This window comes from Ideonella alba (assembly GCF_018069845.1).
GTDB classification, from domain to species: domain Bacteria; phylum Pseudomonadota; class Gammaproteobacteria; order Burkholderiales; family Burkholderiaceae_C; genus Ideonella; species Ideonella alba.
This window is the reverse complement of record NZ_JAGQDD010000007.1, coordinates 107196-122908: the sequence shown is the minus strand read 5'-3', so window position 1 is coordinate 122908 and position 15713 is coordinate 107196. Positions and strand designations below refer to the sequence as shown.

Sequence of the window (15713 nt, the reverse complement as noted above, 5' to 3'; positions counted from 1 at the left end):
AGCGCCCGGTCCGGCGGCCGCTGGCGGCTGCAACCGGTTGCGGCGCGCCGCCGTGTCCCCTGGATAAGGGGGGCGGTGCGTTCAGCAGGTGATTGGTGTCAAGCGGTCCAGGCCGGCCAGGTCGCGGCAGAAGAAATCGTCGGCCAGGTAGGCACGCTCGTACTGGCGCACGTCGTAATGCACCCAGGTGGGCGCGATGTCGGGGGGCTCCAGCGACTTGCGGTTGCGCGCCGCCCAGCCCACCTGGGCGTTGGACAGCTCGACGATGCGGCCGCGCACCGCGTTGCACTTGTCGGCATCGTCGCGCTTGCTCTCGCCGGGCTTGAGCGCGATGTCCAGGTCCACCGCCTTGCCGCGGTGGTTGGTGGTGGTGCGGCCGTGCTGCTGGTTGTCCACGCTGCAGCGGTAGCCCGAGCTGAAGCTGAAGCGGTGCTCCGGCAGGTAGTGGTAGACCGCGCGCACCGCCCACAGCAGCAGGCGGTGGATGCCGGGGTACTCGTAGTGGTTGAACTGCTCCTGGCCTTCGCCGCCGGGCACATAGGTGTCCCGGAAGCGCCCGTTGCCGAAGCCGCTGCAATGGCCGCAGGGGCAGCGCAGCGACTTGAAGTCGATGGGGTACTTCTGCGCGAAGGCATCGATCGCCTCGAAGGTGGCGCGGTCGACCACCCGGGTGGGGCTGGCCATGCCCATCACGTCCTGCTGGAACTTCTGCACCTGCAGCTCGGTGCCCGAGCCGAAGTCGCCATCGGGGATCGTGCCTCGAAAGCCCGCCAGGCGGACCTGCAGCTCCACCACGTCGGGGCCCTTCATGTCCTTGCGCAGCACGCGGCTGCCGTAGGCATCGGCCATCGTCACCTCCCAGGGGTGTGGAAGCGGCCCGCGCAGGCGTCGGTCGGCTGGAACGACCGGGTCCGGGGCATGCCGGGAAGTGTGCACCGGCCAGACCGGCCTGGTGGGCGCTGCGCCCATGCAGGCTAGGGGTGCGTGCCGCCCGCCGGGCCCCGGCGCTAATCCAGGCTAATCACCGGGCGGGCGGACGCCGCCCTACACTCGTTCGCCGGTATTCAGCCGCGCAGCATCCACAGCCCGGGAGACCCCGATGAAGAAGAGCAGCAGCTTCCAGCTTTCCGCGTCCTGGTGGCGCGCCGAGGGCCCCGAGTGCCTGGGCAGCGGCAAGGACCTGGAAAAGGCCCTGGCGGCCTACGAGGCCGCGCAGAAGCAGCTGGACAAGTCGCCCGACGCCAAGGCGCTGGACGCCGTCGAGCGGCAGCTCGACGAGATTGATGCGCTGGCGCGCAAACTGGTGGGCGAGGCCGAGAAGCTGCTGAAGTCGCCGCCCAAGGACCCCAAGAAGGCCAAGTTCGACGCCGACGAGGTGCAGTTCACCATCGACGCGCTGAAGAAGGCCGGCAAGCTGACGGACGCCGCGCGGCAGTCCGCCCAGAAGCTGGCCGAGGCCGAAGCCGACGAGGACGAGTCCGACGACGAGGAGGACAAGTCGGTCCTGGGCGACGAGAAGGCCTACCGCGCCTACCTGACCCGCCTGCTGAAGATGGCCGCCAAGGACACGATGTTCTATGCCATCGCCCTGGCCAAGAAGCCCGGCGAGAGCCGCATGCTGCTGCACCGCACCCGCAGCGGCAAGAGCCTGGCCGCCACGCTGCGCAAGCAGACCGATCTGAAGAAGATCGCTTTCGGCGAATGCGTGGCCGATGCCGACGACCCGACCACGCTGCAGATGCTGATCGAGGGCACGCCGGTCTCCGGCCTGGGCCGCAGCACCGAGCGCCTGTTCCACGCCTTCAAGCCGCAGCCCTTCAAGAAGGTGGTGCTGTTCGCCGGTGGCGAGGTGATCGAGGACGCGATCGACCCCGACGATCTGCCGGACGAGTACCAGGCGATCAAGGCTGAGCTGTACCCGGCGCTGAGCGCCGCGGTGCGCCAGCCGGTGCACTTCAAGGACGAGATCGTCGAGAAGATGGGCCTGGCCGACAAGGCCGCCAACGCCAAGGACTTTGCCGAGGGCATCCGCCTGTACGAAGAACTGCGCGAGTTGCTCGAGAACCCGCCACCCGCGCCGACCCAGCCCACCCAGACCTCGGCCAGGACGCCGCTGCAGAGCAACGAGGACAAGCTGCTGGCCTTCAACGAGCGTCTGAAGGCGCTGATGCCGCAGCTCAAGTCGGTGGCCGGCACGCCGGCCGGCGATGCGGCCCGCCTGAAGCTCAGCGAGGGCGGCGTCTTTGCCCGCAAGCAGGACTTCGACACCGCCAACGCGTTGCTCGACGAGGCTGAGCAACTGCTGAAGTCCGCCCCGGTGGGCGACACCCCGCAGGACGCACCCAAGGTGGACGCCTCGGCCGCGTTCAACGAACGCCTGAAGGCGCTGCTGCCCAGGATCAAGGACGCTGCCGGACGGCCCGGTGGCGAGGATGCCCGGCTGAAGGCCAGCGAGGCCGGCGTGTTCGCCCGCAAGCAGGACTTTGACCAGGCCCATGCGCTGCTCGACGAGGTCGAACAGCTGCTGGCCGCGCCGGTGGAACCGCCGGCGCCCGAGACCCGTCAGCGCACCGATGCCGGCGTTGAGATCACCGAGCGACTCAAGGGCTTGATGCCGCGCCTGAAGGAGCTGGCCGGCACGCCGCAGGGCGACGAGCTGCGCCTGATGCTCTCCGAGGCCGGCGTGTTCGCCCGCAAGAAGGAGTTCGACCAGGCAGGGGCCCTGCTGGACCGGGCCGAGCAGCTGCTGGCGGGTGAATCCATCGCGACCCCGGAGGAATCGAAGACCACGGCCCCCACCGGCGAGGTCGATCCCGACGAACTGCGCCAACGCTGGGATGCGGCGCGCAAGGACCTGTCGGTGGCCGTCGAGCGATCGATCGGCCAACTCGAGGCGCTGGCCCGGGTACTGCTGGCCACCGAAGACCAGAACCTGCAGTGGGTGGCTGAAGAAGGCATCAGCCAGGTGGCGGGCCTGCTGCGCGCAGGCCTGAGCGATGTCGAGCGGGCCACCAGCAAGAGCCCGGCCACGCTGGCCGAGCGGGCGGGCCCGGCGGTGGCAGGCTTTCGTCGCCAGCTGAACGATGCACGCGTCAAGGCCTGTGACGACAACGAGTTCGGCGTCACGGTGGCGGTCGCCAGCACAGTCGGCGGCGCGCTGACGGCGCTGGAGTCCGTGCTCGACAGCCTGGCCACCGCCTGACCCGCGCCGGCCCATCTACCCCTATTCAGTCCGAGGAACCACCATGGCTGACGACGGCACCAATCTCCCGACCCTGGCCGAGCTCAAGGGCGAGGCCCTGATGACAGCCTTCGGGCTGACCCCTCCCGACCGACTGGACCGAGACCAGCGGCGCTGGGTCGATCTTCACACGCTGCTGGACCGGGTCGATGTCGCCCTGGAAGAGGCGGGCGTGAAGGCCACCGAGGGCAAGGATGACAAGCTCACCAAGCGGCTGGAAAAGTACCGCCAGGCGCACACCAAGCTGACGGAAGAGTTCGTCAAGGTCGAGGTGGGCGATCGGCCCGGCAGGGTCGACGAGCTCGCCAAGAAGGCACGCACCTTGTACGACCAGGTGAATGCTGAAGCCTACGAAGGCGCCCGCATCACCGGTATCCAGAAGGCCCTTGGCAAGTTCATGGAACACCAGGGGGTGGAATCGATCAAGCTGGGCAAGACCTACACGGAGAAGATCCAGAAGATTGCCAAGATCGAGGACCCGGTCGAACGCATCGACCAGTACTACGAACTTGAGAAGAGGATCATCGCCTCCGACCTGGCCGCCCGAGAGCAGGACGAGCCGGGCTCCACCTGGCAGCTGCGGGTGGACCAGTCGCTCAGCGACGCCAATCCGAAGAACAAGAAGGCCCACAAGATCAAGGTGGACAGCGGCGACCTGACGGATGCCGAGATCGGCTTCCTCAATGCCGGCAACAAGAAGATCGAGGAGGCCATGTTCTCGGTGCCGGCGCGCTTCCAGGACGAGTTCCGGCGGCGTGCCGGTGACGCGCTGCGGAACTTGATCGACTCCTTGTTCCATGGCGATCACCCGCCCACCAACCGCCAGCAGCTGGGCCAGCTGATGGTCGAGGCCAACACGCGCCTGCTGCAACTGCTGGTGGGCCTGAAGCGCGAGTACCCGCCTGAGGCGCCACCCAGCGCGCGCGTGCGCAACGGCAAGCTGGTGCTCACCAAGGCGGCCCCCAAGGTGCAGAGCCTGGTCATGCAGGGCGGTGGCGGCAAGGGGGTGGGCTACCCCCCGATGCTGGAAGAGATGAACAAGGCCGGCACGCTGAAGAAGGTCGACCTGCTGGTGGGCACGTCCATTGGCGCGCTGAACGCCACCTGCCTGGCCTGCGGCGGCCTGAATGACGAGCGCCAGTTGCTGGATCTGGACCCGCTTGAGCAGGCCCTGGATCCACGCCACAAGAAGAAGGAGCGCTATCCGGGCGTCAGCTTCAAGGGTGATGTGTGGCCATCGTGTGCCGGGCAGATGGCCAAGATGGACGAGCTGACGGCGATGTCGATCGCCGATGGCGTCAAGGACTACTCCGAGGGGCAACTGGGCGCGGCGCTGCTCGACAAGCTGGCCGAGCTGGACGATGACACCCTCCAGCGCCTGGGCCTGTCCAATCCGGACCCGGCGGAGATCGAGGCCGAGGTGGCCAAGCTGGCCAAGAAGGTCAAGAACCAGGACCTCAACGCCAGCGACCGCACCAGCCAGATGATCACCTTCAAGGACCTGGCCATCCTGCACCAGCTGGACCCGGTCAACTTCAAGGAGCTCACGATCACCGGCTGGGAAGGCACGGGCGACCAGGGGCACACGGTCTACTTCAACGCCAAGGACTTTCCCGACATGCCGGTGGCGCTGGCCGCGCGCATATCCATGGGTCTGCCGATCATCTCGCCGCTGTACTGGAAGGGGCGTGGGCCGTTCTACGACGGTGGGCTGGGCTCCAACGCGCCGGTTGAAGCCACCCCCGGTCTGGACAAGTTCTACGAGGGCAAGGACCCGGCCGATGCCGAGCTGGAGCTGCACAGCGACGACATCCCGATCGACGTGCAGAAGGCCATGGCGCAGACCATGCTGATGACCTTCGACGACGAGGGCAAGGGCACGCGCAACCTGTATGGCGACGGTCGCGAGACCACGAACCCGAGCACGGGGGAGAAGATCACCGTGATGGGCAAGGGGGGCGTGTTCGACGACGCCAACCCCGAGTACGACGAGACCCTGCGCAAGGACGCCAGCAAGGTCTACAACGGCGGCGTCAACACGCTGCAGGTCTACCACGCCGACCAGGGCACGCTGTCGCTGGGGCCCCTGGGCGGCAACCCCGACGAGGTGGAGTACGCCGAGAACATGTCGCGCATGAAGGGCCTGGAACAGCTCGACCAGCGCTCGGACCAGGCGGTGGAGATGAACTGCGGGAGCGTGCTGGACGCGCTTGAGGCGATGACCCCGGCCGAGATTCGCCGCATGCTGGCCGAGGGGCCGCCTGACCCCAACGCCGACCCGCTGCTGCTGGCGCTGCACGAGGGGTGCGAGAGCTACGTCCTGGTGACCGAGGCGCTGGGCCAGTTTGTTGACGACGCCGGGCCGGCCCTGGAACTCCTGCGCGAGTCGCCGCTGTGTGTGGATTGTGTTGGTGCGGTGGACCTGCTGATCGAGGTCTGGGCCAGCTATGACGATATCGACACGCCGGAACTGCAGCCGCGTATCGAACTGATCAGCCAGGCCAGCGGGGCGATCGCCAGACTGCCCAGCTGCCTGCGGGCCATCGTCACCAAGACCGTGCTGCTGCCGCTGCAGAAGGACCTGCGCCAGGCCCGTGCCGACCTGCGCGAGGCGACGCAGGGCGATGAGGACGACCAGGACAACCCGGGCGGTGAAGGCCAGGGCGGCGACGACGTCGCCCCCCAGGGCTTCGTCTGGTCGAGGATGTTTGTGGCCAAGGAGTTCATCGACAGCATCCGGCAGGGCGCACGGCAGGGCTTGTTCAATGTGGAGGCGGCCGCGAACAAGGCGCGTGACGCCCTGAAGGACGCCTGCAAGGCGATCGAGAAGGCCGAGGCCGAGTCCCGGCCCGACAAGCGGGTCGAGGCCGCGCGCAAGGCCATGGACAAGCTCGAGGAACTGCTGCGCCGCCTGCAGACCATGGCCGTGGTGCCCAGCTATGCCCAGGTCCCGACCATGGTCGAGATGATCCGCTGGTTCCGCCAACAGGCGCAGTCAGAACACGACAACCTGCAGAAGGTGGTGCAGGGCGAGGGCAGCGACGGCTTCGGGGCACGCGACTTCCTGCCCTGGGACGGCAAGGACTGGAAGCGGCAGAAGAAGGCGGCGATCCGTGCCGGCGCGCTGGAGGACACCGGCGCGTCGGGCCTGTCCGGGGCCATGGAGGACGCGCTCAAGGCGGTCAAGGCCATCGCCAAGGCCAAGCCCAAGCGGGCCGCGCAGGCGCGCAACCAAGCCTGGGTGGGTTGGGACCGCGTCTACCGCATTGCCCACCAGCTCCACGCCCGCACCCGTGACGCCAACCTGCAGAACTACCTGCAGCAGTGCCAGGACGCGGCCGTCATCGAACGCGACAAGTACGCCGAGGGCGGCTGACGCGGGTTCGGGGGCAGGCCGGCGGCGCTGTACGCCGTTCCATGAGCACGCGGCGGTGCAGTGGCCGCGGCGGTGCCGCTGGCTTCGGGTCCTGCGTGGACGGCGTGCAGGACGTGACCTGTGCAACATCGCGCCCGGGCCCTGGGCCCGCCAGGGCGGGCTGAGTCCGGCGGTGGGTGCCCTCGGGCGGGTAGACTGCGCGGTTTTTCCTCGCCGACACCGTCGCCCCCGGGCATGGCCCACGCCGCATCCCTTGCTCACCCCGCCGCTGCGCCCGACGCACCGTCCGGCGCCGCGCTCACGTCCCTGCTGGAGCAGCTGGACCTGATCCGGGCACCGGCGCGCGCGCCGTCGGTGATCGAGGGCCTGGGCCGTTGGCTGGGCTGGGCCGAGGCGGGCCCGCTGTTCGAGGCGCTGAACACCCCGGTGCCGGTGGCCGCGGCCTTGCCCGGCGACGCGCTGACCCTGGCCGAACAGGACCTGGCCCAGGTCCGGCAGTGGCTGTCACGCGCCGTGGCCGCCGAACCCCTGACCCGCCGCGGCGCACCGCTGCCCGACGTGGCCGAGTGCCGCCAGCGCTACGCGGCGCTGCAGCACCAGATGGCGCAGGCGCTGTCGGCGCTGCGCCAGCGGCTGCGCGCGCACCTCGCGGCCGCCGGGGGCGATGCGGCGCGCCTGGCCGCGGTCGACGCCTTGCTGGCCCGTGTGGTGGAAGCGCGCGAATCGCTGATCCTGGCGGCCCTGCCGGCGCTGCTGGAGCGCCGCGCCGAGCAGCGCTGCCCCAGCGGTGCAGACCCGGACCTGCCGGGTCTGCACGCCGACATGCGCGAACTGCTGCAGGCCGAGCTGGTGCTGCGCCTGCAACCGCTGCTGGGCCTGCTCGAAGCACTGCGCGCCCGCGCCCCTGAACCGCAGCGCGCCCGCGCGCCCGAACCGCAGCGCGCCCGCGCCCCTGAACCGCAGCGCGCCCGCGCGCCCGACACCGAATCCCCGACCCGATGACCCGTCTGCTCTACCCCGCGGCCCTGCTGGCCGGCCTGCTGGCGATCGCCTGGATCGCCGTGGGTTACCTGTCCACCAGCCTGCCGGCGCTGCTGATGATGGCCCTGATCGCGGCTTTCTACGCGCTGGGCGCGCTGGAGCTGCGCCGACTGCGGGCCGACAGCGCCGCCTTGCGCGCGTCGCTGACCGAGGCGCCGCCGGCCTCGCCCGGCGACTGGCTGGCCGTGCTGCCCGCGGCCTGGCGGCCGGCGCTGCAGGCGCGGCTGGACGGCCAGCGCCTGCTGCTGCCCGGCGCCGCGCTGACGCCCTATCTGGTGGGCCTGCTGGTGCTGCTGGGCATGCTGGGCACCTTCCTGGGCATGGTGGCCACGCTGGCCGGCACCGGCCAGGCGCTGGAGCGCGCGGGCGATCTGGCGCTGCTGCGCGACGCGCTGGCCGCGCCGGTCAAGGGCCTGGGCCTGGCCTTTGGCACCTCGGTGGCGGGTGTCGCGGCATCGGCCGCGCTGGGCCTGATGTCGGCGCTGGCGCGTCTGGAGCAGTCCAGCGCGCTGGCGCTGCTCGATGAGCGCCTGGCCGGCCCCTGGCGCGCGCTGAGTGCGGCCCAGCGCGCTGACGAGGCCCGTGCCGAACAGCGCCGCCAGGCCGAACTGCTGCCCGCGCTGGTGCAGGGCGTGCAGGCGCTGCTGGCCAGCCAGCAGGCCGAGCAGCGCGCCTTCCACGAGGCCACCTCGGCCTCCTACCGCGCGCTGGCCGAGCAGGTGGCCGGTTCGCTGGACCGCACGGTGCGTGACAGCGTGGCCGGCAGCCTGCAGCAGGCGGCGCTGGGCATCCAGCCGGTGGTCGAGGCCACGATGGCCGGCCTGACCCGCGAGGCCCAGGCCATGCACGGCCGTGTGGCCGACACGCTGGCGCAGCAGCTGCAGGCCCTGGGCCGTGACCTGGCAGCCAGCAGCGACGCCGCGGTGCAGGCCTGGCAGGCCGCGCAGGCGCGCCAGCAGGCCGACGGCCAGGCCCAGGCCGCGCGCCTGCAGGGTCTGATGGACACGCTGGCGCAGGGCTTCGAGCAGCGCAGCGCCAGCCTGCTGGCGCAGATCAGTGAACGCCATGGCGCACTGCAGACCGCGCTGGCCGGTGCGGCGCAGCAGGTGGCGCGCGACGGCGCCGCGCTGCATGAACGCAGCGCTGCCACGCTGGCCGAGCAGCTGGGCGCGGTGTCGGCGCAGCTGGAGGCGGCGGTGGCCGGGGTGTCGGACCGCTGGCAGGCGGCGCTGGACGCCCAGACCGCCGCGGCCGCGCAGCTCAACGAGCAGCAGCGGGCCCAGGCCGTGCTGGCCGCCCAGCAGTTCGAGCGCCAGGCCGACGCCTTGCTGCAGGCGCTGCAACAGGCCCAGTCCGGCCTGCAGGCCGAACTGGCCGCGCGCGACGAGGCCCGCCTGGGTGCCTGGACCCAGGCCCTGAATGCCCAGGCTGCCGCGTTGCAGCTGGAATGGCGCGAGGCCGGCGCGCAGGCGCTGGCCCAGCAGCAGCAGATCTGCGCCACGCTGGAGGGCACGGCCGGCCGCATGGCCGCCCAGGCCGAGGCCCATGCCCAGGGCACGATCGACGAGATCGCCCGCCTGGTGCAGGCGGCCTCCGAGGCGCCCCGCGCCGCCGCCGAGCTGGTGGCCCAGCTGCGCGACAAGCTCAGCGACAGCCTGGCCCGCGACACCGCGATGCTGGCCGAGCGCGAGCGCCTGCTGGCCACGCTGCAGACCCTGCTGGGCGCGGTGGAGCATGCCGCGGGCGGCCAGCGCCAGGCGCTGGACACGCTGCTGGCCAGCACCGCCGACTGGCAGGCCCGCACCGAGGCGCGCATTGGCCAGCAGATCGACGCCGAATCGGCACGGCTGCAGGACCTGTCGGCGCGCGTGGGCGCCGGCGCCGCCGAGCTGGGCAGCCTGGGCGAGGCCTTTGGCGCCGCGGTGCAGGGCTTCCAGCTCAGCACCCAGCAACTGGCGGCGCAGTTGCAACGCATCGAGGAGGCGCTGGAGCGGTCGATGGCGCGCAGCGACGAGCAGCTGGGCTACTACGTCGCCCAGGCGCGCGAGGTGATCGACCTCAGCCTGCTGGCGCACAAGCGCATCGTCGATGACCTGCAGCGCCTGGCCGCGGGCCGCGCGGAGGCCTGATGCACGAGGCCGACATCGCGCAGGAAGGCACCGCGCCGGTCTGGGCCGTCTTTGGCGACCTGATGGCCGGCCTGCTGGGCGCCTTTGTGCTGATCCTGGTGCTGGTGCTGGGCATGCAGCTCGACCTGTCGGCGCGCCTGCAGGCCGAGGTGGAACGCCGCCAGCAGGAAGAGCAGCGCCGCAGCGCGCTGGAGAAGGCGCTGGCGATTCCGCTGGCCGAGGGCCGGGTGACGCTGAACAACGGCCGCATCGGCATCGCCGGCAGCGTGCTGTTCGACCTGGGCTCGGACAAGCTGCACCCCGATGGCCGCGCGCTGGTCCGGAGCCTGGGCGCGCCGCTGGCCGCCTACCTGGGCGCGCGCGACGAGATCCTGATGGTCAGCGGCTTCACCGATGACCGTGGCGTGCGCGGCGGCAGCACCGCCTTCGCGGACAACTGGGAGCTGTCGGCACAGCGCTCGCTGACGGTGACACGCGCCCTGATCGAGGCCGGCGTGCCGCGCTCGGCGGTGTTTGCCGCGGCCTTCGGCGCCGAGCAGCCGGTGGCCTCGAACGCCGATGCCCAGGGCCGGGCGCAGAACCGCCGCGTCGAGATCACGCCGGTGCCGCGCTCGCGCGCCGCGGCGGCCAGCGCCCCATGAGCGAGGGCGCCACGGATCTGGTGCGCCAGCGCCTGATCGACGGCCTGCTGCGCCGCGCCGAACGGCTGGATCCGGCGGCCCGCGCGCTGGTCGAGGCGCGCATCGCGGTGCTGCGCGCAGCGCCGCCGCTGCCGGCCCTGCCGCCGCGCTCGCCCACGCTGCGCAGCCCAGGTCCACTGGCGGCGCTGCGGGCCCGGCTGGATGGCGACGAGGCCGCTTCGGCCGTGGCGCCTGGCGCGGCCAGCGCGCCGGCCGAGCTGAAGACCGTTCGCCGCTACCGCCGCACCTGGACGCGGCTGGGCGCCGAACAGCGCCTGGTCCAGGCCCTGGCCGAGGTGCCGCCGCAGGCCGGCCCGCTGAACACGCCGCGCCTGCTGCACCAGGCGCTGTGCCTGATGCGCGACACCGCGCCCGAGTACCTGCAGCACCTGGCCACCCAGCTGGAGGCCCTGCTGTGGCTGGAGCAGGCCGGCGGCCTGGGCAGCACGCCGCGCCCGCGCGGCAGCGGCGCGTCGCGGCGCTGAACCGACACCCTTGAGCGCACCCCGCGGGTGCAGTCGGCATGGCACGGCGCATGCATCCGGCCGCAGGACCACCCACCCCACGGAGGTCCCCATGCTCGACAAGGTCCAGGACACGCTGTTCTCGCACGTCAAGCCCGCTGACACGGTGTTCCGAGGCGACGGCCTGCGCGATTTCTTCCTCTACCGCGACCTCGGCGTGGCCGAGGCCACCCGCGGCAAGGTCATCGCCCAGCTGGTGATCGCGCACAACGCACCGGAGAAGGGAACCGGCTGGCACCGCCACGAGGCGGACTTCCACATCGTCATCATGCTGCGCGGCTGGGCGAAGTTCATGTACGAGGACCAGGAGACCCTGGTCAGCGCCGGCGACTGCGTTCACCAGCGCCCCGGCGTGCGCCACTACCTGTTCGACTACTCGCCGGACATGGAGTACCTGGAGATCGTCGGCCCGGCCGATTTCAAGACCATCGATGTCGAGCCGGTGTGCCCGGTGCCCGCGTCGCAGGGCTGGGGGCTGGAGCCCTGAGCCCGGCGCACGGAGCCAACACGCTCAGAACTCGACCTCCAGCTCGTCGATCGCCTCGGGTTCCTTGCGGGCCTCGGCGATCCAGCGCTGCAGGTCGGGCAGGGCCAGGATCGTGGCGCAGTAGGCCTGACATTCGGGCGGCGGCGGCGTGACGTCGTAGGTCTGGAAGCGGGTCACCACCGGCGCGTACATCGCATCGGCCATGGTGGGCTGGGCGCCGAACAGGTAAGGACCGCCGTACTGCTGCAGGCATTCCTGCCAGATCTGCAGCACGCGGTCGATGTCGGTCTGCGCGCGGCTCCAGACCTTGTAGCCGGGAAAGCGCGCCTTCAGGTTCATCGGCAGCGCCGAGCGCAGCGACGCGAAGCCCGAATGCATCTCGCCACAGATCGCGCGGCAGTGGGCGCGCGCCGCGCGGTCGGCGGGCAGCAGGCCGGCCTTGGGCTTGATCTCGTGCAGGTACTCGGCGATGGCCAGCGTGTCCCACACGGTCACGCCCTGGTGGCGCAGGCAGGGCACCAGGATGGACGGTGCCAGCAGCAGCATCTCGGCCTTGGCCGCGGCGTCGTCGGCGCTGACCATCACCTCCTTGAACTCCAGGCCGGCCAGCCGGCACAGCAGCCAGCCGCGCAGCGACCAGGACGAGTAGTTCTTGCTGCTCAGCGTGAGGGTGGTGGGGGGCGTGGCCATGGCGTCTCCTGCGGGCGTGCACCGGGGTGCCGCAAGCCGCGTGCCAAGACCGTGCACGCCCAATGGCCCGCAACTTGCGGAGGTGGTGCACCCGGCTCACCCACACCCCCCATGCTCTACGCCAACTACCAGGCCCTCTGCGATGGCCTCGGCCCCTGGCAGGACGCTGCCCACTGGGGCGCTGCCGCGCTGCGGCCCTGGGCACGCGGGCCGCTGGCGGTGCCCGGCTGGCGCGAGGCGTCGGCGGCGCTGGACCTGTTCTCGCGCCTGCGCATGACGCACCTGCGGCCGCCCTTCGGCATCGAATCGGTGCAGACGCCCTCCGGCACGGTGCAGGTGCGCGAGCAGGTGGTGCAGCGCACGCCCTTCGCCTCGCTGCTGCGCTTCGAGCGGGCCGATGTGGCCGACGGCAGCCAGGACCTGCCCAAGGTGCTGATCGTGGCGCCGCTGTCCGGCCACTTCGCGACGCTGCTGACCGACACCGCGCGCACCATGCTGGCGGACCACGATGTCTACATCACCGACTGGCACAACGCGCGCCACGTGCCGCTGTCGGCCGGCCGCTTCGGGCTGGCCGAGTATGTCGAGCACGTGATCGGCTTCATCGAGGCGCTGGGCCCCCACACCCACCTGCTGGCGGTCTGCCAGCCCTGCGTGCCCACGCTGGCCGCGGTGGCGCTGATGGCGCAGCGCGGCCACATCGCCCAGCCGCGCAGCATGACGCTGATGGCCGGCCCGATCGACACCCGCATCAACCCCACCGCGGTCAACGAACTGGCCACCAGCCAGCCGATCGAGTGGTTCGAGAAGCATCTGATCTCGCTGGTGCCCTGGCGCTACCCCGGCGCCTTTCGCCGGGTCTACCCCGGTTTCCTGCAGCTGACGGCCTTCATGTCGATGAACCCCGAGCGCCACCGCGACGCGCTCAAGGGCCTGTACGACAAGCAGGTGCGCGGTGACGACGAGGGCGCCGCCCGCACGGCGGAGTTCTACGCCGAGTACTTCGCGGTCAATGACCTGCCGGCGGAGTTCTACCTCGAGACCGTGGCCCAGGTCTTCCAGCAGCACCTGCTGGCGCGCGGCGAGCTGGTGCTGGACGGCACGCCGGTGGACACCGGCGCGATCCGCCGCACCGCGCTGTTCACCGTGGAAGGCGAGCGCGACGACATCTGCGCGATCGGCCAGACCGTGGCCGCCCACGACCTGTGCCCGCGCATCCCGCCCTACATGAAGTCACACCATGTGCAGACGGGGGTGGGCCATTACGGCGTGTTCAGCGGCAAGCGCTGGCAGCACCAGATCTACCCGCGGGTGCGGGAGATGATCCACAGCTTTCACTGAGCTGCCGGCTCCAGCACCATCACGCCGCTGGCGGTGTTGCTGATGGGGATGTGGTAGTTGCGGTGCACCTCGCGGGCGCCGTTGCCCAGGGCGGCGCGGGTGGCCAGCCACATCAGCAGCTCGATGCCCTGGGTGCCGGCCTTCTCCACCAGTTCGGCCGAGTTCCACTGCGTGGCCCACTGCGGGTTCGTGGTCAGGCTGTCCATGAAGGCCAGATCGAAGGCCTTGTTGATGAAGCCGGCGCGCTCGCCTTCCAGCTGGTGGCTCAGGCCGCCGGTGCCCAGGAACATCACGCGGGCGTCGCTCTTCCAGGCGCGCACGGCCTGGCCGATCTGCTCGCCCAGCTTCCAGCAGCGCCTGGCCGAAGGCACCGGGAACTGCACGGTGTTGATGCACACCGGCACCACCTTCACCGGCCAGTTCTGCTCGGGCCACAGCAGCGCCATCGGCAGGGTGAAGGCGTGGTCGACCAGCATCTCCTGGCAGGTGGTGAGGTCGAACTCCTGCTCCACCAGGTGCTCGATCAGGTGCCAGGACAGGTCCTGCTCACCGGTGAAGGCCGGGATCGTGGGAATGCCCCAGCCCTCGTCGGCATTGGTGTAGGTGGGCGCGGCACCCACCGAGAAGGTGGGCATCTTGTCGAGAAAGAAGTTCAGGCCGTGGTCGTTGTAGAGCACGACCACCACGTCCGGGCGGGCGTCCTTGAGCCATTCGCGCACATTGATGAAGCCGTCGAAGAAGGGCTTCCAGTAGGGTTCGTTCTGCAGGCCCTTGGCGATGGCCTTGCCGATGGCCGGAACGTGCGAGGTGGTGACGGCGCCGACGATGTGTGCCATGTGAATTCTCCGGGTGGGGTTACTCGGCCGCGTAGGCGTTGAGCTTGGCCTGGAACTCGGCCTTGGTCAGGCCGGTCTGCTGGGCCCCGATGTCCTGCATGTCCAGCCCGAAGATGCCGGCGAACTTGGCCAGGTAGTAGGCGTTGCCACCGGCCTCCAGCAGCTGCAGCACGTTCTTCGCGCGGATCGCGGCGGCCTGCTGCTCGTTGAGGCCGTAGCGGCGCATGTAGCCCTCCTCGTCGGCCAGGAAGGCCTGGCGGTTGGCGGCCTCGTTGAACGAGAAGCACATCTTGTTCAGTGCATAGCCCTTGACGGCCATGGTCTTGTCGAACAGCTGGGTGCCGGGGATGTTGATGCCGCACATGGCGTGTCTCCTGCGGGGTGGGCGATGGGCGGGATTCTGGGCAAGACCACAATTTCGATAAAGCGATGCATACTCATCGAATTCATGAGTCATTTCGATCATTTGGACCTCGACGGCCACGCCCTCACGCTGCTGCTGGCGGTGGTGGAGGAGGGTTCGGTCACCCGCGCCGCGCAGCGCCTGGGCGTGACCCAGTCGGCGGTCAGCCACGGACTGGACAAGCTGCGCGCCATCGTCGGCGACCCGCTGTTCGTCAAGTCGGGTCGCGGCATCGTGGCCACCGCGCACGCCGCCGAGCTGGCACGGCGCGCGCGCGGGCTGCTCGATGAACTTCGCGCGTTCAGCCATGCCGCGGGCTTCGACCCGGCGCGGCTGGACGCCGAGTTCACGATCGCCGCCAACGACCTGCAGCGCGACCTGCTGCTGCCCGGCCTGCTGCGCACGCTGCGCGCCCAGGCGCCGGGGGTGCGCCTGCATGTGATCGCCTCGGGCGCGCCCAGCGCCGAGCTGCTGCGCGACCAGGCCTGCCACCTGGTGATCACGCCACGCCCGCCCGAGGCCACCGACATCCTGCAAAAGCGCCTGTTCCAGGACCGCTACGCCGTCTTCTTCGACCCGGCGCTGCGCAGTGCGCCGGTCAGCCGCGCCGAGTACCTGGCCGCCGACCATGTGACGGTGCTCTACGAGCCGCGGCGTCGGCTGGACATCGACGAGTGGCTGCTGGCCCAGGGCGTGCAGCGGCGCTTCGTGGCCACGGTGCCGGGCCTGGCGGCGCTGGGTGCGATGCTGCGCGGCAGCCCCTGGCTGGCCACCGCGCCCTCGCTGATGGCACGCACCGCACTGGCGGGCCTGGGCGTCACGCCCGTGCCGCTGAAGATGCCGGCGATGCCGATGTACCTGGTCTGGCACCAGCGCCACCAGAGCGACCCGGTACAACGCTGGCTGCGTGAACAGCTGCAGGCGCAAGTGGGGCCTGCGCTGGTCGGTTGATTGCCGTGGAAATC

General features: G+C 70.6%; 13 protein-coding genes. 9 read left to right on the top strand and 4 right to left on the bottom strand.

Features of this window, described 5'->3' with window-relative positions; translation table 11 throughout:
- Positions 1-81 precede the first annotated feature (81 nt).
- Positions 82-849: a peptidoglycan-binding domain-containing protein gene (locus KAK03_RS11745; protein WP_210854145.1), complete on the bottom strand. Its 768-nt coding sequence runs from the start codon at positions 847-849 to the stop codon at positions 82-84.
- A gap of 250 nt (positions 850-1099) precedes the next feature.
- Between KAK03_RS11745 and KAK03_RS11740 the strand changes: the two genes are divergently transcribed.
- From KAK03_RS11740 to KAK03_RS11710, 7 genes are all read left to right on the top strand, one after another.
- Positions 1100-3202: a hypothetical protein gene (locus tag KAK03_RS11740; RefSeq protein WP_210854144.1), complete on the top strand. Its 2103-nt coding sequence runs from the start codon at positions 1100-1102 to the stop codon at positions 3200-3202.
- 43 nt (positions 3203-3245) lie between these two features.
- Positions 3246-6617: a patatin-like phospholipase family protein gene (locus tag KAK03_RS11735; protein WP_210854143.1), complete on the top strand. Its 3372-nt coding sequence runs from the start codon at positions 3246-3248 to the stop codon at positions 6615-6617.
- Positions 6618-6851: 234 nt separating this feature from the next.
- Positions 6852-7619, top strand: a complete 768-nt coding sequence (locus KAK03_RS11730) for a DUF3348 family protein (RefSeq protein WP_210854142.1) — start codon at positions 6852-6854, stop codon at positions 7617-7619.
- Positions 7616-9787, top strand: coding sequence for a DUF802 domain-containing protein (locus tag KAK03_RS11725; RefSeq protein WP_210854141.1), 2172 nt, complete (start codon positions 7616-7618; stop codon positions 9785-9787). Before KAK03_RS11730 ends, KAK03_RS11725 begins: the two co-directional genes overlap by 4 nt.
- Positions 9787-10428, top strand: coding sequence for an OmpA family protein (locus tag KAK03_RS11720; RefSeq protein ID WP_210854140.1), 642 nt, complete (start codon positions 9787-9789; stop codon positions 10426-10428). Before KAK03_RS11725 ends, KAK03_RS11720 begins: the two co-directional genes overlap by 1 nt.
- On the top strand, positions 10425-10952 hold the full coding sequence (locus tag KAK03_RS11715) for a DUF2894 domain-containing protein (RefSeq protein WP_210854139.1): 528 nt from the start codon (positions 10425-10427) through the stop codon (positions 10950-10952). Before KAK03_RS11720 ends, KAK03_RS11715 begins: the two co-directional genes overlap by 4 nt.
- A gap of 91 nt (positions 10953-11043) precedes the next feature.
- On the top strand, positions 11044-11478 hold the full coding sequence (locus KAK03_RS11710; protein WP_210854138.1) for a cupin domain-containing protein: 435 nt from the start codon (positions 11044-11046) through the stop codon (positions 11476-11478).
- A gap of 24 nt (positions 11479-11502) precedes the next feature.
- Here the strand turns inward: KAK03_RS11710 and KAK03_RS11705 are convergent, their stop codons facing one another.
- A complete protein-coding gene (locus KAK03_RS11705; protein ID WP_210854137.1) occupies positions 11503-12168 on the bottom strand; it encodes a glutathione S-transferase family protein in 666 nt (221 codons plus the stop codon).
- 111 nt (positions 12169-12279) lie between these two features.
- Here KAK03_RS11705 and KAK03_RS11700 point away from each other — a divergent pair, with 111 nt between their 5' ends.
- Entirely contained in the window at positions 12280-13509 is a 1230-nt protein-coding gene (locus KAK03_RS11700) for a polyhydroxyalkanoate depolymerase (RefSeq protein WP_210854136.1), read from the top strand.
- Here the strand turns inward: KAK03_RS11700 and KAK03_RS11695 are convergent.
- Complete coding sequence (locus tag KAK03_RS11695; RefSeq protein ID WP_210854135.1) at positions 13503-14345, bottom strand: class III extradiol dioxygenase family protein; 843 nt, start codon at positions 14343-14345, stop codon at positions 13503-13505. The genes KAK03_RS11700 and KAK03_RS11695 overlap by 7 nt on opposite strands.
- A 19-nt stretch (positions 14346-14364) precedes the next feature.
- Complete coding sequence (locus KAK03_RS11690) at positions 14365-14709, bottom strand: protocatechuate 4,5-dioxygenase subunit alpha (RefSeq protein WP_210804429.1); 345 nt, start codon at positions 14707-14709, stop codon at positions 14365-14367.
- 84 nt (positions 14710-14793) lie between these two features.
- On the opposite strand from KAK03_RS11690, the gene KAK03_RS11685 reads away from it, so the two are divergent.
- Complete coding sequence (locus KAK03_RS11685) at positions 14794-15699, top strand: LysR family transcriptional regulator (protein ID WP_210854134.1); 906 nt, start codon at positions 14794-14796, stop codon at positions 15697-15699.
- Positions 15700-15713 lie beyond the last annotated feature (14 nt).

Bases quoted from the DNA above. Each gene is read 5' to 3' on its own strand.
- KAK03_RS11700 (WP_210854136.1), top strand. From the start codon at position 12,280: ATGCTCTACGCCAACTACCAGGCCCTCTGCGATGGCCTCGGCCCCTGG.
- KAK03_RS11725 (WP_210854141.1), top strand. From the start codon at position 7,616: ATGACCCGTCTGCTCTACCCCGCGGCCCTGCTGGCCGGCCTGCTGGCG.
- KAK03_RS11745 (WP_210854145.1), bottom strand. From the start codon at position 849: ATGGCCGATGCCTACGGCAGCCGCGTGCTGCGCAAGGACATGAAGGGC.
- KAK03_RS11720 (WP_210854140.1), top strand. From the start codon at position 9,787: ATGCACGAGGCCGACATCGCGCAGGAAGGCACCGCGCCGGTCTGGGCC.
- KAK03_RS11730 (WP_210854142.1), top strand. From the start codon at position 6,852: ATGGCCCACGCCGCATCCCTTGCTCACCCCGCCGCTGCGCCCGACGCA.
- KAK03_RS11705 (WP_210854137.1), bottom strand. From the start codon at position 12,168: ATGGCCACGCCCCCCACCACCCTCACGCTGAGCAGCAAGAACTACTCG.
- KAK03_RS11685 (WP_210854134.1), top strand. From the start codon at position 14,794: ATGAGTCATTTCGATCATTTGGACCTCGACGGCCACGCCCTCACGCTG.
- KAK03_RS11735 (WP_210854143.1), top strand. From the start codon at position 3,246: ATGGCTGACGACGGCACCAATCTCCCGACCCTGGCCGAGCTCAAGGGC.
- KAK03_RS11740 (WP_210854144.1), top strand. From the start codon at position 1,100: ATGAAGAAGAGCAGCAGCTTCCAGCTTTCCGCGTCCTGGTGGCGCGCC.
- KAK03_RS11690 (WP_210804429.1), bottom strand. From the start codon at position 14,709: ATGTGCGGCATCAACATCCCCGGCACCCAGCTGTTCGACAAGACCATG.
- KAK03_RS11695 (WP_210854135.1), bottom strand. From the start codon at position 14,345: ATGGCACACATCGTCGGCGCCGTCACCACCTCGCACGTTCCGGCCATC.
- KAK03_RS11715 (WP_210854139.1), top strand. From the start codon at position 10,425: ATGAGCGAGGGCGCCACGGATCTGGTGCGCCAGCGCCTGATCGACGGC.
- KAK03_RS11710 (WP_210854138.1), top strand. From the start codon at position 11,044: ATGCTCGACAAGGTCCAGGACACGCTGTTCTCGCACGTCAAGCCCGCT.